The 23,374-nt window shown below is 38.8% G+C and carries 19 protein-coding genes; 13 read left to right on the top strand and 6 right to left on the bottom strand.

Features of this window, described 5'->3' with window-relative positions; all coding sequences use genetic code 11:
• The first annotated feature begins 1,196 nt into the window (after positions 1–1,196).
• The 4 genes from WAE64_RS19705 to WAE64_RS19690 all read left to right on the top strand — a co-directional run bounded on the left by WAE64_RS19705 (position 1,197) and on the right by WAE64_RS19690 (position 7,565).
• A complete protein-coding gene (locus tag WAE64_RS19705; protein ID WP_340239401.1) occupies positions 1,197–1,892 on the top strand; it encodes a helix-turn-helix domain-containing protein in 696 nt (231 codons plus the stop codon).
• Between the two features lie 406 nt (positions 1,893–2,298).
• Complete coding sequence (locus WAE64_RS19700) at positions 2,299–3,246, top strand: DNA adenine methylase (protein WP_340239399.1); 948 nt, start codon at positions 2,299–2,301, stop codon at positions 3,244–3,246.
• Positions 3,247–3,332: 86 nt separating this feature from the next.
• Positions 3,333–6,005 (top strand): hypothetical protein, encoded by a 2,673-nt coding sequence (locus tag WAE64_RS19695; protein WP_340239397.1) that lies wholly within the window; start codon positions 3,333–3,335, stop codon positions 6,003–6,005.
• Between the two features lie 12 nt (positions 6,006–6,017).
• The gene (locus WAE64_RS19690) at positions 6,018–7,565 is read left to right on the top strand and encodes a DEAD/DEAH box helicase (RefSeq protein WP_340239396.1); all 1,548 of its coding nucleotides are present in this window, start codon (positions 6,018–6,020) and stop codon (positions 7,563–7,565) included.
• Positions 7,566–7,708: 143 nt separating this feature from the next.
• Here WAE64_RS19690 and ppsA read toward each other — a convergent pair whose 3' ends face one another.
• Together ppsA and WAE64_RS19680 are read right to left on the bottom strand one after the other, a co-directional pair.
• Positions 7,709–10,339, bottom strand: a complete 2,631-nt coding sequence (gene ppsA / locus WAE64_RS19685) for a phosphoenolpyruvate synthase (RefSeq protein ID WP_340239395.1) — start codon at positions 10,337–10,339, stop codon at positions 7,709–7,711.
• Entirely contained in the window at positions 10,336–10,794 is a 459-nt protein-coding gene (locus tag WAE64_RS19680; RefSeq protein WP_340239394.1) for a MarR family winged helix-turn-helix transcriptional regulator, read from the bottom strand. Before WAE64_RS19680 ends, ppsA begins: the two co-directional genes overlap by 4 nt.
• 278 nt (positions 10,795–11,072) lie before the next feature.
• Between WAE64_RS19680 and WAE64_RS19675 the strand changes: the two genes are divergently transcribed.
• A complete protein-coding gene (locus WAE64_RS19675) occupies positions 11,073–11,402 on the top strand; it encodes a hypothetical protein (RefSeq protein WP_340239393.1) in 330 nt (109 codons plus the stop codon).
• A 110-nt stretch (positions 11,403–11,512) separates the two neighbouring features.
• Complete coding sequence (locus WAE64_RS19670) at positions 11,513–11,935, top strand: SRPBCC family protein (protein ID WP_340239392.1); 423 nt, start codon at positions 11,513–11,515, stop codon at positions 11,933–11,935.
• A gap of 124 nt (positions 11,936–12,059) precedes the next feature.
• Here the strand turns inward: WAE64_RS19670 and WAE64_RS19665 are convergent, their stop codons facing one another.
• Positions 12,060–12,359 (bottom strand): hypothetical protein, encoded by a 300-nt coding sequence (locus tag WAE64_RS19665; RefSeq protein ID WP_340239391.1) that lies wholly within the window; start codon positions 12,357–12,359, stop codon positions 12,060–12,062.
• Positions 12,360–12,681: 322 nt separating this feature from the next.
• On the opposite strand from WAE64_RS19665, the gene WAE64_RS19660 reads away from it, so the two are divergent.
• Positions 12,682–14,019 (top strand): Fic family protein, encoded by a 1,338-nt coding sequence (locus tag WAE64_RS19660; RefSeq protein ID WP_340239390.1) that lies wholly within the window; start codon positions 12,682–12,684, stop codon positions 14,017–14,019.
• A gap of 303 nt (positions 14,020–14,322) precedes the next feature.
• Here WAE64_RS19660 and WAE64_RS19655 read toward each other — a convergent pair whose 3' ends face one another.
• On the bottom strand, positions 14,323–14,997 hold the full coding sequence (locus tag WAE64_RS19655; RefSeq protein WP_340239389.1) for a TetR/AcrR family transcriptional regulator: 675 nt from the start codon (positions 14,995–14,997) through the stop codon (positions 14,323–14,325).
• A gap of 136 nt (positions 14,998–15,133) precedes the next feature.
• On the opposite strand from WAE64_RS19655, the gene WAE64_RS19650 reads away from it, so the two are divergent.
• The 3 genes from WAE64_RS19650 to WAE64_RS19640 all read left to right on the top strand — a co-directional run bounded on the left by WAE64_RS19650 (position 15,134) and on the right by WAE64_RS19640 (position 19,838).
• Entirely contained in the window at positions 15,134–16,771 is a 1,638-nt protein-coding gene (locus WAE64_RS19650; RefSeq protein WP_340239387.1) for an ATP-binding cassette domain-containing protein, read from the top strand.
• A gap of 192 nt (positions 16,772–16,963) precedes the next feature.
• Positions 16,964–18,313: an HlyD family secretion protein gene (locus WAE64_RS19645; protein WP_340239386.1), complete on the top strand. Its 1,350-nt coding sequence runs from the start codon at positions 16,964–16,966 to the stop codon at positions 18,311–18,313.
• Positions 18,314–18,455: 142 nt separating this feature from the next.
• Complete coding sequence (locus tag WAE64_RS19640; RefSeq protein ID WP_340239385.1) at positions 18,456–19,838, top strand: TolC family protein; 1,383 nt, start codon at positions 18,456–18,458, stop codon at positions 19,836–19,838.
• Positions 19,839–20,114: 276 nt separating this feature from the next.
• Here the strand turns inward: WAE64_RS19640 and WAE64_RS19635 are convergent, their stop codons facing one another.
• A complete protein-coding gene (locus WAE64_RS19635) occupies positions 20,115–20,543 on the bottom strand; it encodes a response regulator (RefSeq protein WP_340239383.1) in 429 nt (142 codons plus the stop codon).
• A gap of 332 nt (positions 20,544–20,875) precedes the next feature.
• Between WAE64_RS19635 and WAE64_RS19630 the strand changes: the two genes are divergently transcribed.
• The 3 genes from WAE64_RS19630 (at position 20,876) to WAE64_RS19620 (ending at position 21,858) form a co-directional block, all read left to right on the top strand.
• Positions 20,876–21,046, top strand: coding sequence for a hypothetical protein (locus WAE64_RS19630; protein ID WP_340239382.1), 171 nt, complete (start codon positions 20,876–20,878; stop codon positions 21,044–21,046).
• 27 nt (positions 21,047–21,073) lie between these two features.
• The gene (locus WAE64_RS19625; protein WP_340239380.1) at positions 21,074–21,340 is read left to right on the top strand and encodes a hypothetical protein; all 267 of its coding nucleotides are present in this window, start codon (positions 21,074–21,076) and stop codon (positions 21,338–21,340) included.
• A gap of 221 nt (positions 21,341–21,561) precedes the next feature.
• Entirely contained in the window at positions 21,562–21,858 is a 297-nt protein-coding gene (locus WAE64_RS19620; protein ID WP_340239379.1) for a hypothetical protein, read from the top strand.
• A 114-nt stretch (positions 21,859–21,972) separates the two neighbouring features.
• Here the strand turns inward: WAE64_RS19620 and WAE64_RS19615 are convergent, their stop codons facing one another.
• Positions 21,973–23,331, bottom strand: coding sequence for a TlpA family protein disulfide reductase (locus WAE64_RS19615; RefSeq protein WP_340239378.1), 1,359 nt, complete (start codon positions 23,329–23,331; stop codon positions 21,973–21,975).
• Positions 23,332–23,374 lie beyond the last annotated feature (43 nt).

Here is a 23,374-nt window from a genome sequence, read left to right as displayed (position 1 = left end):
GAACACTAATAAGTCCGGCTTACATAATAATTCCTTTGTTCTATTAGACACCCAATTCATTGGGTGCATCGTCGGCAAATGTTTTTCCCTATAACCCACAATCCCAATCTCACCCACACCCCATTCTCAAAAACCCACAAAATGCAACTCAAGATTTTCAAGAAAAAAATACCTCCTCCAGATGAAGGAGGATTTTAAATCTATTTACTAAACGTGTTTAAGCATCCTGAAAAACACCTCCTCTACACCAGAGAGGAGGGTTTTAAAATATATTGATTCGTAACCTAAAACAATAGTGTTGTTTCTCACAATGAGTTAAAAACACCTCCTCCATAGCGAAGGAGGCTTTTCAATCATCTTTCCTAACCCTAATTAAATACTAAAACCTAATGTATAGTCACAACTTAAATGCGTTTCAAAAAATGCCTCCTCCAAAGCAAAGGAGGCCTTTAAATATATATGTTAACGAAATACTCAATACAGCCTGAAAAACACCTGCTCAAAGCAGAGCAGGCATTTGTATAGTCAAAGATTTAAAAAACTCCAGAATCAATTGCTGTTTCGCACAAGGCGCACAGCTTCATTGCGCCCTTGCACAGGCAAAGGCATTTGCCACGGGCATCAACAATACATTATCATTCACAACATTGCCCCCGATGTGCTGTAAGGTGTTGTGTGGATTCACGCCGATACAGCTTTATCGGTATAGTATTATTTACACAAGCCTTGCAGTTTTTGCCCTGGTTCTGTCGGCGCGAGGATGCCGAAAATACCGATGGCGATAAGTACTGAAAGGTAAACAAGAGTCTAAAATGTCTAAAATTTTTTGAGTTTAAAAGACCCCATCCCCGCCCCTTCCCCAACAATGGGGAAGGGAGTCAAAGTCCCTCTCCCCATTGTTGGGGAGCGGCCGCCGCTGCGGAGGGATTTAGGGTGTGGGGTCTTTTATACACCAAATAAAATTTATCTCTCCTTACTTTTTAGACCTCCATTTATTTAAACAAACTTTCGTTGTTGTGTGGATTCAGCTTTAACACTAAATCTTCAAAAAAATATTGCACAATTACGTATTTTAAGTATTTTTGTCTTATCAAAAATTACTTTGTTCGTAATTCAATGAACAAAAATAGCGAACTTGTTCGTATTATGCAAACAAAATTGAAAATTATTTTTATTTTTTAAACGCAACTCTACACATGACAATTGGCATACCTCCGGTGAGCGGAACAGAAATCAAGAGTTTCCGCAAGAAAAACAAGCTCTCACAGACCGAGTTCGCCGAACTTGTTGGTGTATCGATGAGAGCCGTGCAGCTATGGGAAAGCGGCGACAGGAATGTATCGAGCCTGGCCGAAAAAACCATAAGAGAGGTATTTCTGAACTATAAAAAAGCCGGCTTGGAAGACGCCTACGTGAACAAAAACGGCAATAAGTTTATCAGCAACCCCGACGGCGACCTGATTGTAGAAGTGCCCCTACTCACTACCGAAGCATTCGCCCGCTACCTCGACGAGCTAAGCGATGCCGGTACGTTTCAGTTTGAAGAACGCATTCCGTTTGTTGTAGATAAAATAGACCGTGGCAATTTTATAGCCTTCCGTATTTCGGGCGATAGCATGAATGGCGGCCGCATTGACGACACGCCCGACAGAGCCACTGTGCTAGGCAAAGAGCTATCGATGGATTTGTGGATGGATGGTTTCGGCGAGTCACGCTTCGGCTGGATTATCCTGACCAAGCGCAATGTGTTATTCAAAGACATTGTAGCTTTCGACCGTGAAACGGCCACTATCACCTGCCACAGCCGCAACGACAGCCCCGAGTACTGCGACTTCAAACTATCACTGAACGACGTACACAAGATTTTCAAGGTTTTAAAACGGACTTTTTGATTTGGATAAATAAACTGTTTTGAATCAAAGCAGCTATTATGAAAAGTAAAACAAATTTTCTGTGCTTCGTAATTACGCTGTTTTTAATCTTTAATTCGGAAAGTGCACTTTTAAAAGAATTAGAAAAAAAGATAAATTGTTAGAATTATTTTTAGGTGTAACTCCTACACCAAGCCTAGAGTCTACTGCTTGCTAAGCATGGTAAATGTTGTTTAGAGAATGGGAAATGTAGAAACTCAATATTTATTTGATGGAGTATAGGCCAATAAGACTCAAATAGTATTTTGATTTTGAATGATAATTAATAACTTTGAATAATGGTTAGACTCTTTGCTTTTAGACTAAAAACATACTCTTCAGGAATTTATTTCAAATACTTTGAGATAATCTAAAACTAACTAATTAAATGAATCATCCTAATCAGGAAGTAGTAATAAAGAAGAAAAATTTAAAAGATAAAATCAATACCCCATTTGGATATTTCGGCTCGAAAAATAAGATTGCTTTGCAACTTTGCAAAAACCTTCCACCTCACAATTGCTGGGTGGAAGCCTTTTGTGGATCTGCAGCTCTAACACTTGCCAAACAGCCAGCACAGATTGAAGTAATCAATGATATTGATAACGAAATCATTAATTTTTTTGCCCAACTTAGACAGAATTCAAGTGCTTTAATTCGTCAGATAGAACTTACTCCTTATGCGGAGCAAGAATTATATGCTTCTCGAATTAAAGAAGAAGGATTAACAGATTTAGAAAGAGCACGTCGTTTTTTGATTCAATCAATGATGGCAATAAATGGAGTATTTGGAGAAGAGAGAGGAGGATTTTCTTACTCAGATTCTTATACTCGAAATGGGCATGAGGCGCGTGTAAATAGATGGAATAATTTACCTAATCGTCTTAGCGAAGTTGTCAAAAGATTAAAAAATGTAAGGATTGAAAATAAAGATGCGAGAAGAATAATTAATCGTTACTTGAATAGGCCTGCTACACTCATATATTTAGACCCGCCTTATTTAGGAGATAGATCGAGGGGATATAATAAAGATGCAAATGATACAAATTTTCATATTGCATTATTAGAATTAGTAAATAAAGCTAAGTGCATGATTTTTATTAGTGGGTATGAAAATGAACTTTATAATCAGCTATTGAGAGCTAGCGAGGGATGGGAAAAAAAAGTTATTCCAACTTCTACAAGTGATGTTAAAGGAAATATGCTAGAGAGGTTAGAAGTTGTGTGGATGAATAAATATTATGTAACAGCTTATAAAAACAAAGAAATGCCTATTGTTTTAACTACAAAAGAACAAAAGGAAAAAAAAGTAAACCCTATAAGACAAGAAGGATAATCTTCAAAAATATCGCCATGTGAAATGTATTAGATAATTGTTTGACTAGTGATTAATAACCTAATTCTTTTAATAATTAACAACTTATGCCTAAACTTGGAAAACAGACAATTGCACAGACATTTAAATTTGATTGTGACCGATTTCTTAGATTTCAATTGAGTTCAGATACTGAAAAGAAAACTTTAGGAATAGAAGAGTTTGCTCTTGGAAAAGTTAGACCGGGAGTACAACTTATGCAGGAGGCTGGTAATAAGTGGGAAATAGATAAATATAATGATTTGATATTGGGGTTTGGTAAAGATAATGTAAAATATATAGAAGAAGAAAAGATTGATCCAATATTAGGAGTTAAGAAATTTAAAGTAATAAAAGATCTAAAAGATATTTTAAATTTGGAAAACCCTCCTAAAGCAATTATAGAGGCTGAATTTAAAATATTAGAGTCTGTTTCTATAGAGTTAAAATTAGCTTGTGATAAATTTGATATTGAACCATCTCGTGCAATCCCCGACATAATTTGGATTAAACCTCATGAAAAAGAATCTCCTTTAATCCTTGAAGAAGGGGATTTAGAACCAGAGTATGAATTGCATATTATAGATGTAAAGATGGCTTCAGAAGCTTCATTAAAGCATTTTACTGAAGTTACATTTTATGCTTTGGCTTTAGATGCATTTCTTAGAGATAATAATTTAATTGCCCGATATAGAGTTAGTGCGAAGGGGTTAGTTTGGCCAGGTAGTCACGACATTAATGAATTCAAAAACATTGTCAGAAAATTCCAGGCTAATAATGAACTTAATCCAGTGGTGAAAGCATTAGAAGAAACTTTAATACCAGTGCCATATGAAGTTTATGAAATACATATAAAGAGATTCTTTAAGGAGAGGTTAATTCCAGTTTTGGAAAAATCCCCCAAAGATGCTGCATGGCATATATCTGCGAAATGCCAATTATGTCAATATCTTACTTATTGTCAAGGTGAAGCAAAAAGAGATGACCAATTGTGTAAAATTCCTTGGTTAAATAGTAGTCAAGCAAATTTAATTAGATCAGAAGGGATTTTAAATACAAGTGATTTACGCCAAAATATTCTTCAAAACACACCCGCTTGGGAAAAAATTAAATCTGTAAATTACCAACTTCGAGCAGATGAATCAGGTATAGAAGCCCGATGTAACTCTTTAGAAGATGGAGTGCCATATATTTTATCTGAGAGAGTTAGTCATTTAATGCCAAAGTGGTCTGATATGAGTATATTTTTGACTTTGCATTTTGACCCGGGTTCAGGGATAACTTTTGCTATTGGAGCAAAAAAGGTTTATTTCAAGCCAGGAAGAAGCCAAGGTGAGCCTCCAATTTCAGTGGAAAAAATTTTTATAATAGATAAAGTAGAACAATTTTCTCCAGCCACAGAAAGAAATAGGTTAATAGAGTTAATAAATTTATTAGAAAGTTGGTTAAATGAAGTTAATGATGACAATAATATCATAGCAGCACAACATAGAGCTAATACCGGTCGAGATAATGCATTTGGTAAATCTAATGTACATTTCTTTTTTTGGAGTAAAATTGAAGTTAAGCAGTTTTTGAGAATGGTTGAAAGGCACATGGATCATCCAGATGTTGTTGCAAAGGTAGAAATTATTACAAGATTATTCCCTCCTGATAATACTTTGCCACTAGATCTCGATATGTATAAATCGCAACCAGGAACTGTTGTTAAAGATGTAGTCAAGTATCTAGTTGCATTACCTATTTCTTATGATTATACTTTACTTGAAACTGCAAATAAGTTTTTTCCAAAATCGAAGCCTGATGGTAGTTTATTTCAATTTTATTTTGCCTACGGTTTTTGGACGCCTCTAAATGACCAAATACCCTTTGAAAGAGCATATGAACTTTGGAAAGACAATGTCTTTTTAAAGCATTCTCAAAATTTAGGAGGTCTACACTATACTAGAGATGAAATTTACGAAGGTTTAAGAAGATCAGTAAAAACTTATCTTGAAGCACTTCAAAACATTGTGATGCGTCTAAGAGACAACTGTAAAAACCAACTTGTCCTTCATAAACCTCCTTTTTATTTAGGAGCTTTAGTAAAAAGTCATTTACCTCAAGTATCGAAAAATCTTTTAGTATTTAATAAACTTAATATATTAACTCAGGAAATTGAAAACTTGCATCAAGTTTCTTTACCAATTGATGAAAAAGAGGCAAGGTTTGTAGCAATACGTGGTTTAATTAACAAAAGTTTGGAATATAGTAAAGAAATTGAGGGATTTCGAGATAATAATGTATCATTAAGGAACTCTACTATCTATGCATTTGAATTTTCAATAAACTCTAGAGATGCAAAATTAAAAGAGGGGGAATTTTTATGTTGCTTAACAAACGAGGATTTTCCTGCAAATATATATACATTTTGGTATACTGCAATAGGTTTAAAGTTTGAAGAAGCATTAAGCCTTTTGAATGAAAGAAATATTAATCAAGCAGACAGAAAAGTAAAAAAGACAATTGCAGAAATTTTAAGCGTTACAATTCTTAAATTAAATACTATTTCGAATCCTCCATATGTCCTTTTAGAGATTCCAAACTACAATTTAGATATGTTCAATTTTGCAATAAAAGAAAGAATAATAGATCTAGATAAACCTATGGTACTTGATAGTTCATTCAAAGATTTTGAAAGTAAGGATATAGAAAAAATTCTAAGAGATATAAGTAATAAAGCACCAAGAAATAAACGCTAATAAAATAGAAAAATGGTAGAACCCGCATATAGTATTTTAAGTGATCATTGTAAATTAAAGAATATTGCAAGAGATATTGATACAGATAGTTTATTATCTAAAATATCAACTTCTTTAAAGAATCCTTTGAATAATTCACAAAAGCATGTCTTTAATTACTCTTTTAAAAATAGGATTACATTATTGTGGGGGCCTCCAGGTACTGGAAAGACAATGACTCTAGCTTCTATTGTCCTTGGTTGGATTGAGTATGCTAATGAGAATAAAATTGGAATTAATATAGGATTAGGATCCAGCAATTGGAATGCAATCGATAATTTATTACTCGAAATTTATGATTTGATCTGTAATAGAAATCAAAATATTATAGGTTATAGTAAAGATATAATAATGAGTCGTATAAGATCAAAATCAGGAGAGGATTTTGTACATGATAAAATTACAGATGTTATAGTATATTCTCAAGAAGCAAGTATTCTAAAAAGCAAAATAGAAGAGAATAAGTTAATTACAATAAATGGTAGTACTTGGAAACAACTTTATAATTTCTCAAAAGATAATAAAAATAGTCCAGCAAATCATAAGAAATGGTTTGATGTAATTTTATTGGATGAATCGTCACAGATAAAAGTCGAACACGCTTTAGCATATTTTACTTATTTGAAAGAAGATTTTAATTTAGTTTTAGCTGGAGATGATAAGCAACTTGGACCAATTCATGGATTTCAAATGCAAGATAAACAATCGGGCCTTTTTGATTGTATTTATACTTTTATGAAACAAACGCATAAGATAGAACCTCAAACAATAATAGATAATTATCGTAGTAATATTTATATTAACGATTGGCCGAATAAAAGATTTTACTTAGGAAAACTTGAATCGAAAAATCCAAATAAAGTATTGAATATTAATCTTCCTAGTGTAAAACCAGATGAATGGCCACATGCTTTGTTATGGGACGATATTTTTCTTAAAATTTTAGATCCTAATTTACCAATTATTGTCATTACTTATCCCAGTTCTATATATACTGTTTCAAATATTTTTGAAGCACAAATTATTGCATCACTTTGCTACCTATACAAACTTTCTCTATCAGAAGAAATATCGTCAGCAGATTTTGCAACCAAAAAAATTGGTATTGTAACTCCACATAGAGCACAGCGATCTTTGATTCATAATTTGCTAAGTGATCAAAACATTACTACTGAAAATGATAGCTTTGTTGATACAGTTGATAGATTTCAAGGTCAAGAAAGAGATTTAATAATGTCAAGTTATACAGTCTCTGATAAAGACTTTGTTACTAGTGAAGATGAGTTTATACTTGATCCAAGAAGATTTAATGTTAGTTTAACGCGAGCAAAGAGTAAGTTTATAATGATTATTTCAGATGCATTAATCAATTATTTGCCAAATGATAAAAAAGTAGCTGAAGATGCTTCTCATCTTCAAATGTTTGTATTGAAATTTTGTAAAAATGAAGAGAAAAAAACTATAAATATTTTAAATTCTAATAGGCTAGAAAGTGTTGACATAATCGTTCGCTATCCATAGTGTGCCTATGCTGTAGTATTGAAATCTTTTAAGCAATATGTAACTATAAGTAATGTTTTATTATCAATGTCCCCCACTTAACCGGAAAAATAAACCAACTAACCATAAAATCTATAAAGTCCAGCTACCCCCATTCAATTAAACTACAAAACCTCAACAAACCCCTCAGTACCATGTACTCTTATGCGTTGTTTGTCTCGTATCAGTTTGGTGGCGTTTTCTACGCCTACTACTGCGGGTAGGCCATACTCACGGGCAATTACTGCGCCGTGTGTCATCAGGCCGCCTACTTCGGTTACCAAGCCTTTTATGGCTACAAATAAGGGTGTCCAGCTTGGGTCGGTAAAGGCCGTTACCAATATGTCGCCGTCTTCAATATCGGCTTCTGCCATGTTTAAAATAACCCTCGCCCTGCCCTCTATTACCCCAGCCGACACAGGTAAACCCACAAGCGCATCGGCCGGCAGATGCTCCCGTTTATACTTACCCGTAACAATTTCACCGTCTGAGGTAATTACTCGTGGTGGCGTCAGCTTTTCATACAGGCAGTAATCTTCTTTTCTTTGCGTTATAAGGCCGTAATCGAGCTTATTGGTGCGCACCACCTCCTGAAATTCATCAAAACTCAGGTAGTAGCAGTCTTCTTTTTCGGTTAGCACCCCAGCCTCCACCAATTTTTCAGCCTCCTGCATCATGGCTTGCTTGTACACAAAATAACGACTCACAATGTAGTATTTCGGATACTCACGGTAGCCCATAAAGTTCCGAATCAGGCTTATCATCTGCTTTACTTCTTCGGCTTTTTGTTCGCCGTCGGGCAATTGTTTCAGGCGTTGTAGTATATCCTGCTCCTTTTCAAGGGCTTCTTTTTTACCCTGCTCAAATTTCCGCTCGCTAGCCCCCGACTCAAAACTCCTGATATTGTTCAGTATCATCGTAACCAGCGTAGCGGGCTTTTCGCTCCAGCGGGTTCGGGTAATATCAATTTCTCCGGCACAGCGCATGCCGTATGTATCCAGAAAGGCCTCAATGGCCTCACGAGCCGCTTCTCCGCCTTCAAATGCAGGCAGTTTAGCCATAAAATCATCGTCTTTTGCCTGCTGCAAATAATCTATCAGCGCAGGGTACGGCCGAATCACGTCGGCCACATCAAGTAATGCAAGACCCATTTCTGAGGTAATGTTATGCGGCACCGATTGCGCAATTATATCGGCCACTTTTTTTTCGCCCAGCCACTCACAAACCTGCTCATTTATCCAGACAATCGCATCCATTGCGCCCAGAATCACATTTATGCTTCGTATGTCGGCTAAAAACTGCTTTATGTTTCCGATGTCGTCCCGAATGAAATCAAATAGTTCAGCCCCTGCCTTCGTCCTTATTTCGTGCTTCAGGTTTTCTAATGATTCCTCATTTCGTTTAATGAGGTCAGTAATAATACAAGGGTCATTATCCACTTTTTTTCTGGCACCTGTGGTTAAGGCCACTTTAGGGGCTTCGTCTTCGCTTTGTGGAGGGGCGTCATCGGGCATTATTTGCAAAAAATCGCCCCGGTCGAGCACATTCATCAGGGCATCTTTTATGAGCGGGTCCGACTGCTCCATTGCCTCTAAAACATTTTTTCGGGTCTGCGGCGCAATCATTAATTTACTCATATCAACAAACAGGCGGCCGCCTGCTTTGCGCATGGGCGCCGAGGTTACCATGAGGTAAAACGACAAACCGAGCGGCTTTATCGGGTCGGTCATCATTTGCTGATGCCCAACCGATATATACACGTGGTTTTCGGTGTCGTTTGCGTCAGGAATCGGGAACAAAGTAGTAATGGGCCGACTCTGAACTATGTAAAATTTGTCATCAACCAGACACCATTCTATATCTTGCGGACTCCCGAAATGCGCCTCAATCTTTCGGCCGATGCTTGCAAGTGCTAAAATCTGTTCATCACTCAAAACCTGTGCAATTTGCTGCAATGGCCCAAGTCTTTGCTCTTGAGTACCGCCTTCCGGCAAGGCATAAATAGCCACTTTCTTGGTCAGAATCTGCTTTTCAATCAACTCACCATTTTTCACCTTATATACATCAGCATTCACAATGCCCGAAACCATAGCCTCACCAAGCCCAAAACTGGCATCAATCGACAGCACCTTTCTGTTGCCACTCACGGGGTCGGCGGTAAACAAAATCCCTGCCGCCTCAGGAAAAACCATGTGCTGCGCAATTACCGCAAGATGCACTTTTCGGTGGTCGAAACCATGCTGAATTCGGTAAATAACGGCCCGCTCGGTAAACAACGAAGCCCAACATTTGCTGATATGTTGCAGCATTGCCCGATGGCCGATAATATTCAGATAAGTATCTTGCTGCCCTGCAAAAGAGGCCATCGGCAAGTCTTCGGCCGTTGCGCTTGAGCGTACAGCATAGGCAAGCCCATCGCCCGATTTTGTGAGGTAAGCTTTAATTTCGGCCGAAATTTCGTCAGGAATAGGCGTTTGTTCAATAATCTGGCGGATTTCGGCACTTAATTCAGCTATTTTGGTGCGTTCTTCTATTTTTAAAAGTGCCAATTGCTCCAATAATTCCTTAAGCAGGCCTGTTTCTTCTATTATTTTTCTGAAAGCCTCTGTTGAAACACAAAAGCCATCGGGCACAAGTATTCCGTTAATCCGGCTAATCTCACCCAAGTTTGCCCCTTTACCTCCGGCAAGTGCTATTTTGGTTTTATCGAGTTCCTGAAAACCAAATACATAGGCGTTTTTATGATTCGTTTTCATGCTTGCGTATTAAGTTTTTCGGTTTCCTGATTCATCAGCTCAATGGCTCGTACAAAATAGTTTTCAATCACCTGCATTTCCTGTGCCGAAAATGAAGCCAATAGTTGCTCCGACGCACTTCTGAAATCGGCGTAAAGTGGTGCCAGCAATGCCATTATCTTGTCGATGTCGGGCACAATGATAACCTTGCGCCTGTCGCCCTCGGCAAATTGGCGTTTTACGAGTTGCTTCTTTTCAAACCTGTCTATTAGACCCGTAACAGCGCCTGTGGTAAGCCCCGTTAAGTTGGCCAGTTCGCCCGCTGTCATTGCACCTTTCTGTATCAGAAAACCCAGATACTTATGGTCGGTACCCGAAAGCCCCGCCTTTCGGCCAATGGTTTCGTGCATTTGCAGTGCGCTATAAGCATATTGCTGGCTCAATCGCCTGAGGTGAGTTACTTGTTCTGTGTTCATTTATCTTATTAACTAAATATCTTAGTCACAAAGATATTGTTATTTATTGATAAACACAAATAGGACTTGAACAAGCCTTTATGTTTAGGCACGGGAAGAAAAACTTGTGAAATACGTAGACGCCTAGTCAACGTTTCACATCTGAATTTAACTTTGTGCGGCAAAGGTGCTTGCTAATCCACCATTGCACAATCACTAATTTCAAAGATTTTATTTCCGTCATTGCCCCGATTCATTAACTTTGCTGTTAAGAGTTTCCCCTATAAAAAAAGAAAAACATGCAATCAGTAAAAAGTCAGGAAGTAACACAACGCTTCTTTGAGATTCTCGATGAGCTTGTTCAGATGGGTCATATCCATTTCATGAACGATTTTTACGTTGAAAACGACATCAATAGCCGTAATATTTACCAACTACGCAAAGATTACAGCCGTGATATTATGCAACTCGAATGGCTCTCTATTCTGGTTGAAAAATATAAAGTTTCCGGCGACTACCTGCTTACAGGCAAAGGCAAAAAATACAAAAAGCCGCTTGTACTCATAGAAAGACCCAAACGCCGCAAATACATAAAACACAAAATGGCAGCAGTGGCAGCGAGCGTGTAGAAATAATTACGAATTGTGGATGGCGAATTAGTGAATTTTTGTATTTTCATTCACTAATTCGCCATTCGCTAATTCACCATTTAAAATTCACTAAATCACTCAATACACACATGGCTCAAACAACAAAAATCACGGTAGCGGCTACTATTGATGCCCCTATCGAAAAAGTCTGGACAGACTATACCACACCCGAAGCCGTGAAGCAATGGAACAATGCTTCTGACGACTGGCATACGCCCAATGCTACCAACGATTTAAGCGTGGGCGGAGAATTTGTTTACACAATGGCTGCAAAAGACGGCAGTTTCAGCTTTGATTTCAAAGGGAAATACGATACAGTAGAAGAACACAGATTAATTGAATACACAATGGAAGATGGCCGACAGGCAATTATCACTTTCACAGCCGACGGCCTTAGTACAAATGTAGAAATCGTTTTCGACGCCGAAAGTCAGAATTCAGCCGAAATGCAACAACAAGGCTGGCAGGCAATTCTGAATAATTTTAAGGCGTATGCGGAGACTACTATTTAGTGTCTTGAACTTTGATTTACCTGATTTTATGATTTTTCTGATTTGCTATTAAAACGAGGATTCTGAGAATCATAATTGAATCAATTAAATCAGATTAATCAGGTAAATCAAAGTTCAAGATATATTATTCCTTCACCGCCTCTTTGGCAACTACCCGAAAGGTATTATTGATAGCAAAAGTATCGCCTTTAATCTTCAGGGCATCGCCTACTTCCCAGCGTTTGTAGTTGGTACCCATATTCGGAATCGAAAAAATGGCCTCAAAATTCCCGCCTTTCGTATCTTTCAGAATAGCCACATAGCCATCTTTACCGTTTTCGATGCTCTCAATCACGCCATCGAATGAATCTGATGCAGGTTTGTTGCTACACGAAGCCATAGCCATCGCAAAAATCATCAATAAAATTCCGAACCTTGTTCTCATGTGTCAGTATGTGTTTTTAGTGTTCTTCCTATCAACGACTATACGTCTGATTTAGTTTGCAGGGCGGTAATTAAAATACTTCTCGACTCTGCCACTAGTCTGACACGCCTATACTCGGAAGCGAAAGGGCGGCGCACGGCTAGTGTGGCAGGCTTAAGCTAGGGGATAATTCGATACATATAAATAGTGGATTCGTGTACATTGTGGCTATGTTTTCTAAGCTATTATTCTGCATAATAGCAGAATAGATTTGCTATATTGGTGCATCTACAATTATACTTACTATTTTTGTACACATTGCGCCATACAATAGCCAAACAACATGAGCGAAAAAGAAAAAATAGATGCTTTGCTAGAAGAACTAGCCACATTGCCTGCCATAAGTAATGAAAATGCCCGAAAACTGGAAGATAAATTCAGACTCGAATTTAACTTTAACAGTAATCATATTGAAGGCAATACGCTTACTTATGGAGAAACCAAGCTATTGTTGATTTTCGACAAAACCGATGGCCCGCACGAAATGCGTGAGTTTGAAGAAATGAAAGCGCATGATGTTGCCTATAGGTGGATTAAAGAACTGGCAGAAGACAAAGCATACAGGCTGATTGAAAGAGACATTAAACAACTTAATGAAATAATATTGGTGCGCCCATTCTGGAAAGATGCACTTACGCCAGACGGACAAGCAACCAGACGGCAGATTCTGGTTGGTGAATACAAAAAGCATCCTAATTCGGTTCAACTACAAAACGGCGAAATGTTTCATTATGCATCGCCCGCAGATACGCCAATAGAGATGCATGCCTTAATGGACTGGTTTCATGCCGAAACAGAGAAGAATGAATTAAGCCCTGTTGAACTGGCGGCTATATTCCATTATAAGTTTGTATCAATTCATCCTTTTGATGATGGCAACGGACGAATATCTCGCCTATTGATGAACTACGTTTTGTTGAAACACGATTTACCACCGGTTATCATCAAATCAGCCGATAAGAAAAATTATTTGAATGCACTGAATCAGGCAGATGCGGGTAATCTTGGTGCTTTTGTAAAATACATAGCCCAACAGCTTATCTGGTCTTTAGAGATAAAGATAAAAGCCACCAAAGGCGCAAGCATTGAAGAAGAGGATGATATTGATAAGCAAGTGGCTTTGTTTAAAAAAGAGCAGTTGAGTATAGCAAAGCAAATTGCTGCTGATAATCCAGAGAAGATAGCAAAAGTTTATTATAATACTGTCAGAAATGTTTTGATTGAGTTAAGTGAAAGGACACAAATATTTAATGAATTATTTGAAAGTAATACTGAAAGCTATTATTTAGAATTAAAATCAAGGTCATTAGATGTTAGAAGAATTACGTTTAGTAGCATTAAACACATGGAGGCTGTACAAGATTTTGCTGAAACTGAAGAGAAAGTTTCAATTTTATGGAAAAAGGAACTAGTTTCTTCTCTAAATAGATTAATTTCTAATATCATAATAGAAATAAGAGTTAATTTTAATCAAGATATATTTATAATAGAACTCAAAGAGCCTGAAATTACCTTTCAATTCTCCTATAACAAAGTTTTTTCAGATGACAATACCAAAGAAATAGTAAATAAAATCTACAAAGGCATTTTTAACTTAATACAAGCCAATACCAAAAAATAGTGCAACATTGTGCCATTCGTGTACATTGTGGCTATGTTAAGCATGCCACGCCCTTTCGCTTTCGAGTATAGGCGTGACATGCAGGCCATGCTCATAATTACAGAATAGTGAAACATTAACTAGGCGTCCCCGTGCTACTCGTGTACATTGTGGCTATGTTAAGCATGCCACGCCCTTTCGCTTTCGAGTATAGGCGTGGCATGCAGACCGCTCTATGTCCGTTAAGCTATTAAGCATAAAAAAAGCCACGCCCATAATTAAACAAGCGTGGCACGTGGAATCTAAATGGCTATAAAATTGAGTTTAGCGCAGCACCCTGAAAACTAAATCTTCCAGATACGCTGCTACGTAGACCGATGCTTCCTGGTTGGTTTTTACATCGGTCAACCTCTTGAGATGAGAGCTAAAAAACTGCTGATTGTGCGAAGCCTCAATAAGCGTGCTACTCAACGAATGCGGGTATGGGTATGCGGCATCTAATTCAAGAATAATATTGGCAATGGTATTGCATAAATCCTTAAAGGGCTTAAAAACCTCAGCCTGATTAATCTCCTTAATCTCTTTTACCAGATACACCTTACTGCTCTCGGTAATCACAATTTGGTTCAGGTAGGGCACATTATACTTCATCTTGCCAGAGTTTTGCGGTAGCTCGCTCGTAAGCAACTGAATCACGGTTTTAATTTTAAGGCGTGGGTCGCCGATGTTTTTCAACTGAAACATCACCAGAAACTCAAGGTAACTCCAATACCAATTCAGAATATAAATCAGTAGCAGGTGTTTGTTCTTAAAATACCGGTAGATACTGGCCTCGGTGGTGCCAATTTCAAGGGCTAGTTTTTTAAATGTAAAATGCTCGTACCCAATCTCATGAATCAACTCTATGGCTTTGCTGACAATCTGACGGCCTAACTCACTACTCTCCGGGTCTCGAATATATATTTTGTCATTTACGTTGAAATTCAGCTGATACTCCATACGCTACATTAAAAAAATTTAAACAAAGGTAAATAATAATAGTAACAATACAATAAATGATAATAAAACTCTATTTAATAATAGTAACACTATCACCAATCCTTTTATTATATTTGTAAAAAATTATTAAAATCGTATGGCCGAAAATCGCACCATCCACCCTTTTATAAGAATCGTTAACCTTTTAAAGCTTGATAAGAAAGACATTACCTCCCTTTACTTTTATGCAATCTTATCAGGTGTTATCTTATTAGTTAATCCGCTTGGTATCCAGTCAATCATCAACTTTGTGATGTACAACACCGCCTCAACATCGCTGGTTGTATTAATTGGGCTGGTAATAATCAGTGTTTTTATTGCTGGTTTTTTGCAGATAAACCAGATGAAACTCACCGAAAAAATACAGCAGAAAATCTTTGTACGCTATGCATTTGCCTACTCTGATATTCTGCCAAAAATTCGCCCCGAAGCCACCGAAGGCTATTATATGCCCGAGCTCACCAATCGTTTCTTTGATACCATCCACCTGCAAAAAGGGCTATCGAAACTATTGCTTGATGTTCCCACGGCTATTATCCAGATATTGTTTGGTATTTTGCTTTTATCGTTCTACCATACCATATTTATCGCATTCGGGGCATTGCTGTTGCTGATTGTCTACCTTATTTTCAGGCTAAGTTCTGAAAAAGGGCTTGAAACCAGCATGAACGAAAGCGACTACAAATATAAAGTTGCTGCCTGGTTGCAAGAAATCAGCCGGAATCAGAACACCTTCAAAAACTACGAGTACACCCAACTGAATATCCAGAAAACCGATGAGTTCACACAAGGATACCTCCAGAACCGTACACGCCACTTTGGTATCCTGGAAACCCAATACTGGAGCCTTGTGGCATTTAAGGTGATACTTACGGCCGCCATGCTTATTATCGGCTGTGTGCTTTTGCTCAATCAGCTAATCAATATCGGTCAGTTTATCGCTGCCGAAATCGTGATTATTGCCATTATCAGTGCCGTTGAAAAACTGATTCTGAGTATTGATATTGTATATGATACCCTTACGGCAGTTGAGAAGCTCAACAAAGTATTGCAAACCCCAACCGAAGCCAACGGCGAGCTGAAACTAGACGACTCGAAGCCGCTGAAAGTTGAATTTAAAAACGTAGGTTTTTCGTATTCAGATAAGAGTAACCTGCTCAAAAACATTTCGTTTGTGCTTGACCCCGGCGATAAAGCCATGCTCCACAAAACTGCCTCAGGTGTTGGCACGAGCACTATCATGAAGCTCATCAGCAACAACCTCACAAAACACACCGGTAGTATATTGGTTAACGATATTCCGAAAGATAATTATGAAATGCTCAGTTATCGTAAAACTGTAAACTACCTGAGCGGACAAAACGAGGTTTTCAACGGTACGCTCTGGGAAAACATTACAATTGCAAACCCTAACGTAAAGCCCGAAACCATTAATTATCTGATAAAAGAGCTAGGCTTTGATGGCTTCATCGAAGAGTTTGAGCATGGGTATGCCACCGTGCTGCTCACCAAAGGAGCCAAACTGGCCTCGCATCTCATTCAGGAGATTCTGCTGCTTCGTACTTTTGTTCAAAACTCACAGTTGTTGATTCTTGACGAACCTTTCAAGAACCTCAACAAAACCAAGTGCGACAAAGTAGCCGAGTACATAAACAAACTACCCATGACGGTAATAATAGCTACCGACCAGGAGGGGGTTCATGTACATTTCGAAAAAATTATTGAACTAAAATAAAGAATTTAGTGATTTTTGTCTGAACTATGATTTAGCTGATTAAACTGATTTAATTGATTATAAAAACAAAGAGTCATAACAAATGTTAATTATTCAATTTGTTTTATAAATGCAAGTGAATCAATGTTTATCAATCATAAAATCAGAAAAATCAGTTTAATCATAGTTCAGACAGCACACATTCGGTAAATTATGAAATACATAGATACAATTTTCGAACAAGAAGATTTAGCAAAAAAACCTAAGTCTTTCCGTGATATTTACTTTATCAACCGGGAAAGCAAAGTTAAATACTGGGTTTATGCATTACTTGGTTCGTTTGTGCTGGCGGCCTTTCTGCCCTGGACACAGAATATCAAAAGTAGAGGTAAAGTAACCACCCTACGGCAAGAAGAACGCCAGCAGGGAATTTACAGCGCAATATCGGGCAAGGTAGTACAATGGTACATAAAAGAAGGCGACATGATAAAAAAGGGCGATACCATTGCCCGCCTGCAAGAGGTAAAAGTTGAGTACCTCGACCCCAACCTCATAGAGCGCACCCGCGAGCAGATTGTAGCCAAAGAATTAGCCAACGATAACTACCTCGGCAAAGCCAATACTGCCAACGTGCAAACCACGGCAATGGAAGAAGCCCAACGCCTGAAAGTAGCCCAGATTAACAACAAAATGGCTCAGACAAGAGCCAAAATACAAGCCGATAGCATGGATATGCTCGCCGCTCGCAACGAATTTGCCATTGCCAACGAGCAGCTAAAACGCCAGAAACAACTCTACGAGCAAGGCTTGGTATCGCTTACGCAATACGAGCAGCGCAATCAGGCTTTTCAGAATGCCCTTGCCAAGCGCACCGGAAGCGAAATAAAATTCATGAACTCCAAACAAGATTTAATCAATCTTTCGCTTGAACTGAATGGCGTTAATCAGGAATACATCGAGAAAATATCAAAAACCCGTGGCGAGCGTTATCAGTCGCTATCACAGATTGCCTCTGGCGAGGCCGATATTGCCAAGCTACAAAACCAATACAATAGCTATGTATTGCGTAACGAATTGTATTATGTAATAGCTCCACAAAGCGGGCAGGTTACAAGAGCCAACAAGGCAGGTATAGGCGAAATTGTGAAAGAAGGCGAAGAACTAGCACAGATTGTACCCGACCACGCAGTAAAGGCCATAGAAATATTTGTAAAACCGCTTGATATTACCCTGCTACAACCGGGCAGAAAAGTGAATGTGATTTTTGATGGATTTCCGGTGATAGTTTTCAGCGGCTGGCCAAACCAGTCGTACGGTACTTTCAGAGGGGTAATCACGGCTATTTCTAACAACGTTGACCAGGCAACGGGCAATTTCAGGGTACTGGTAAAACCCGACCCAACCGAGCGCCCCTGGCCCGACGCCCTACGCCTTGGTACAGCCACCGATACCTTTATATTGCTGCGAGATGTGCCACTAGGCTACGAAATCTGGCGTAATATCAACGGCTTCCCGCCTGAGTATTACCAAACAGCCGCCGAAGAAAAATCAGCCAAGAAATAGGAAATATTGTCTGAACTTTGATTTAACTGATTAAACTGATTTTTATGAATTATTGAATCATCATGATTTTAATATTTTAATCAGTATAATCATCAAATCAGGTAAATCAAAGTTCAGACATAAATCAACTCAAACAAGAGTCATGCAAAAAATACTGTTTTATTTACTTTTATTCCTGAGTTTCATGCCTTTGGCGCAAGCCCAAGAAAAAGAACTACTCACCTACGACGAGTTCATGAACATTGTCAGGAAATACCACCCGGTGGCACAGCAGGCTTATATTCAAGCCGACATTGCCCGAGCCGAGTTGCAAAGTGCCCGTGGAGCCTTTGAGCCCTCGGTTTATTTCAACAAAAACGAAAAACAATTTGCGGGTACGCACTACTATACCTACCTCACCTCAGAACTGAAAGTACCCACCTGGTACGGCCTCGATTTTAAAGCAGGCACCGAAAACAACCAGGGTTACTATACAGCCACCGAGTTATCGAAAGGCCGAAGCAGTTTTGTAGGCGTACAAGCCGCTCTTGGAAAAGGTTTACTGATAGACAAACGCCGTGCCGCAGTAAGGCAGGCCCGAGAAATGGTAAACTACTCAGACCAGGAACGCCGCCTGATGCTAAACGAGCTACTTTACGATGCCACAGCAGCCTACTACGAATGGCAAAACTCGTTTTTTCTGAAACAACTGGCCGACAGCCTGCTGCAAACCAACCAAGACCGCTTTCAGTTTATCAAACAAGGCGTAACCCTAGGCGACCGCCCCGCCATTGATACCGTCGAGACGCTGGCGCAATTACAAAGCTTTGAGTTTATGCAAACCGAAGCCCAGCAGGCACTCAACAACGCCACCTTTGAGCTAGGCAATTTTTTGTGGCAGGAAAACCAACAAGCCTATCAGCTTCCGGCCTTTGTGGCTCCCGCCAGCACACGCATCGAACGACCTCTGATGCCGCTGGCCGACTACCTGAATTTTGTTACCACACACCCAAAACTACAACAGGCACAAATCAAGAGCAATGTGCTGGGTATCGAAAAACAACTTAAGTTTCAGAGTTTACTGCCTACATTTAATGTGCAGTATAACATGCTCAACAAAGACTACACCTTTTTTGCCGAGCCCAATCTTTTTCAGAACAACTATAAGTGGGGATTCACAATCGGCATACCGCTGTTTCTGCGAGAAGCCCGTGCCGAGTATCGCAAAGCAAACCTGAAAATATCTCAACAATCGTGGGAGAACCGCATACTCTTTACCGAGCAGCAGAATAAAGTAAACCAGTATTTCAACGATGCCGTTCAGCTACAACGCCAGTTACAGATATACCAGCAGACAGTAAATAATTACCGCCGACTTTATGAAGCCGAAATCATTAAATTCCGAAACGGCGAAAGCAGCCTGTTTTTGGTAAACAGCCGTGAAAACAAGTTGTATGAAGCCCTGCAAAAGCAAATATCGCTACAAACCAAAGTAGCCAAATCGATAGTAGCCATCGACTACGCCACCGGGCAACTGGCTCAGTAAGCGTCAGCACCAGCGTGGCGCGCTAGCCGTGCGCCCCTTATACTCGTCAGAATATGCGGGGCGCACGGCTAGTGTGGTACGCTTATTTTTTTGTATTAATATCTGAATTTTACGGAGTAAACGTTCTTATAAATTAGAAGGACCTTTTTTTGGTAGAAACGACATGCTGGCGTCTCTACGAATCGGTCTATTTAAGAAATGCCTACAAAAAACAAATGTGCCACGCCCAATTTCTTGCAATTATGGCGTGGCACACTACAAAAACGTTTATCAGACTTATAAAGCCTTAGAATTAGGATGAATACAAGACGACCAATAGTCCATTATCAACTTAATATCCTGTTTTGTTTTTTCAAAATCATGGCTTTTCTGAAAAAATCCCTGTACCGTTAGCTTTCTATAAGCTTCATTTACGTAGTCCTGATTGGCTGTTGTGGTATAAAAAATAAACGGGATACTTTTTTCTCTCAACTCCATACTAGCATCTATTTCTCTTTTAAATTCTATTCCGCTTTTACCCGGCATATTAATATCGCAGAGAATAATAAACATTTGCTCATTCGAAGTCAAAATGAATTTCTTCGCTTCGTTGCAAGTTTCAAACCAAACCAGAGGATTCTGTACATTTAACTCACTGAAAACTTCCTCCAGAAAAACTTTGTCATCAAAATCGTCTTCTATCAATAAAATAGGTCTACTCGTCATTACAGGTTTTATGTTTTAAAAAATCACTGCAATATTAACTCTTTTATGATGATTTAGTTTTTTTTATCAACTATTTTAATGGTACTGAGGGCAGATTTTGTGTCTTGCCAGTATCTCCCCTATGCGCTTGTCTAAACTTGCAAGGGAATTCTGGTACAAGATGTTTTACCATAGCGGCAGAGTGCCCTTGCTTACCAGTGGCTTACTCATACAAGAGATTCTGCCGAGATAGCAAAAGAAGTTTATTTGATATAAATAATGTAGCACCCCCTTGTTTCGCAACGAAACAAGGAATATCTTTACAGTATCAAATAACAACAACAATTAAAAAAATGGAGCAAATTAGGAAATTTATTCAAGACCTTATACTTCAAAAAGCCCATTACAAACAGCTCTTGAGAGATATGGCAGAAAGTTTAAGCGAAGAGCAAATAGATGAACTTCTCGACCAAATCAACGAAATTGAGCAACTAATTGAGAAACTAAAAAAGGGGTTGGAATAAACCCTTTTTTCCAAACAATAAAAGATTATGATAAAGGAACAAACAATCGAACAAGAATTAAAAGAAGGCCGGGACCTGATTAATCAGGTAAAAGATTTTTTGATGCTAAAGGGTGAAGCGGTGATACTAGACGAATGGCTCACCGTAAAAAGATATTGTGAGAGGTTCGGAATAAAAGATACTCAGGTTGTCACGAACTGGATAAAGAGAGGAATTATACCTCCTGAAAATGTAAAGGAGGTTGAAGAGCTTAACGGGCTTCGGCTCATTAAGGCAGTCCCATATCGGGACTAGCAGCAGTTGTTATTTGATAAAACGCCCTCGGCTTTGCTGGGGGCGTTTATTTTTTATGTAGGAATTCTACTGATTCTCCCCCCAGTGGCTTACTCACATGGGATACTTTGCCGAGCCAGCAAAACTCGTCAAATAATTTTTAAAACTACTACTCTAAAAAACCATCTGCCAAAATATTAGTTATAACTATATAATATTTTCACACACAAAACTTTACAACAATGAATACGCAAGGAAAAGAAGAGTTCATTAAAGAACAGGTTGAGAAGCACAATGCACCTGTCAACCAAAATACACGCAAAGCCGTAGAAGACGCCATTAATAATACACCCAATCCGCCTGACGATGAATCAACCGAAAATGGGGTTATAGGTGCCGTGATAGGCACAATCGTTGCAGGGCCAATCGGCCTCGTAATCGGTGGAGCCATAGGCTCAACCATTGAAAGCGATAAAAAAGAAGAATACGACAAAGTGTACGAAGAAACAAAAGAGGAACTGAAAAAGAACGAGAAGTAAACGCCAATGGCTTTGCCCTGAAATAAGTTCAAAGTATTTCAGGGCAAAGCCATTATAATTTTAATATCCAGCCAAAATCAGTCTGTGAAAGCCAACTTGTGTGCCTGGCTTATCTCACATATTCATAACCTCTTTTAGCAAATACCTTATTTCGGTCGACGATGGCCTTGGTGCATCGGGGTTGTTCATCTTGCCGTTTTTATCAATTATCATGTATCTCGGAATACTCGTAATTTTATGCCCCGTAACAAAGTTTGAACTCTTCGAATTAGTAACCAGATAACTGTGCGTTTGCACCTGATGCCTCTCCATTGCTTTGCGCCATGCATCGGCCTCATCATTAAGTGCCAGATACACAAATACCACATCTTTCAGGTCTTGATGCAGTTTTTTAGAACTTGGCATTTCGCCAATGCAAGGCCCACACCAACTCGCCCAGAAATCAACGTACACTACCTTGCCTTTGTGCTGTTTCAGCAGGGTTTGCCAGGTATATTTTTTATTATTGGCATCGGTAAGCAATAAATCGTCGCTTTCTGTTACCCCATATTCTATCTCTTTCATCCATTGCTCCAATTGCTTATTAGGGCCATATTCGGCAATGTAATTATCTAAATGACTGATGATACTCTTGCGGTCATACTTTTTCAGTATCATGTTAATGATAAGCTGCCGCTTAAAATAAGCCTGAATTACCTCCGGATAACTCACATAATCGGACTTATATTTTTCAACCAGTGTTTTGTTTCCAGCATTTTTTATCTGATTATAATAAGTAAACTGATTAAAAAGAGGGCTCAGATTACGATTTCTGAAATGCTCCTCATTTATAAACATATCCGACTTCAGCAAAGCCGTTGTTGCGCTATCCTGAACCACCTCGTTCACAGCCCATAGGCGTTTATACTGCTCTACCAACACAACATCAGCCAGTATTTTTGCTTTTGCCGTGCCCTTTTCAAGAAAAGCCTCCCGCAATTTCCCATAATACTCCTTATTAGCTTGCAGATATAACCGAAAATGTTGCTTCAGTTTCTCAGCATCGTCATACTTATAGCCCGTAATTATCTTTTCGGCCTCTTCCAGCTCTTTTCTGCTCTTGCTTTCGCCAAAGGCTTCTTCGGTTGTACTTTTTACGGCTTCTTTTTGGGTATCGGTTAGTTTATATATACCACTTTTGTCAACCTGCAAAACCTCGCCTTTGGCCACCACAACCTGATGGTACCACTCGTTATGATAAGATAAATCAACTATCTGCCAATCATCTTGCAGGGGTATTACAAGCGTATCGCCGGGCATAATACTATAAGCCGATTTGGCATCTTCATCGAGCACCTGTGCTAATGAAGCCTGCAACGACACCTGCTCTGAAGAGCTGAAAATAATTTTGCAAGACCTTGGTGTTGTGTTGCTGGTTTTGTCTGAGGCGCAAGCCATAAAAGTAAAGGCAAGCAAAAAGTAATACTTGTGCATAGCAAAAGAGTGCTTAAGTTTAAGAGAAATATTTGAACAAGAG

The sequence above is a fragment of the Emticicia soli genome, assembly GCF_037860775.1.
GTDB classification, from domain to species: domain Bacteria; phylum Bacteroidota; class Bacteroidia; order Cytophagales; family Spirosomataceae; genus Emticicia; species Emticicia soli.
Note: the sequence above shows the minus strand (reverse complement) of the source record. Positions and strands in the feature narration are given on the sequence as shown.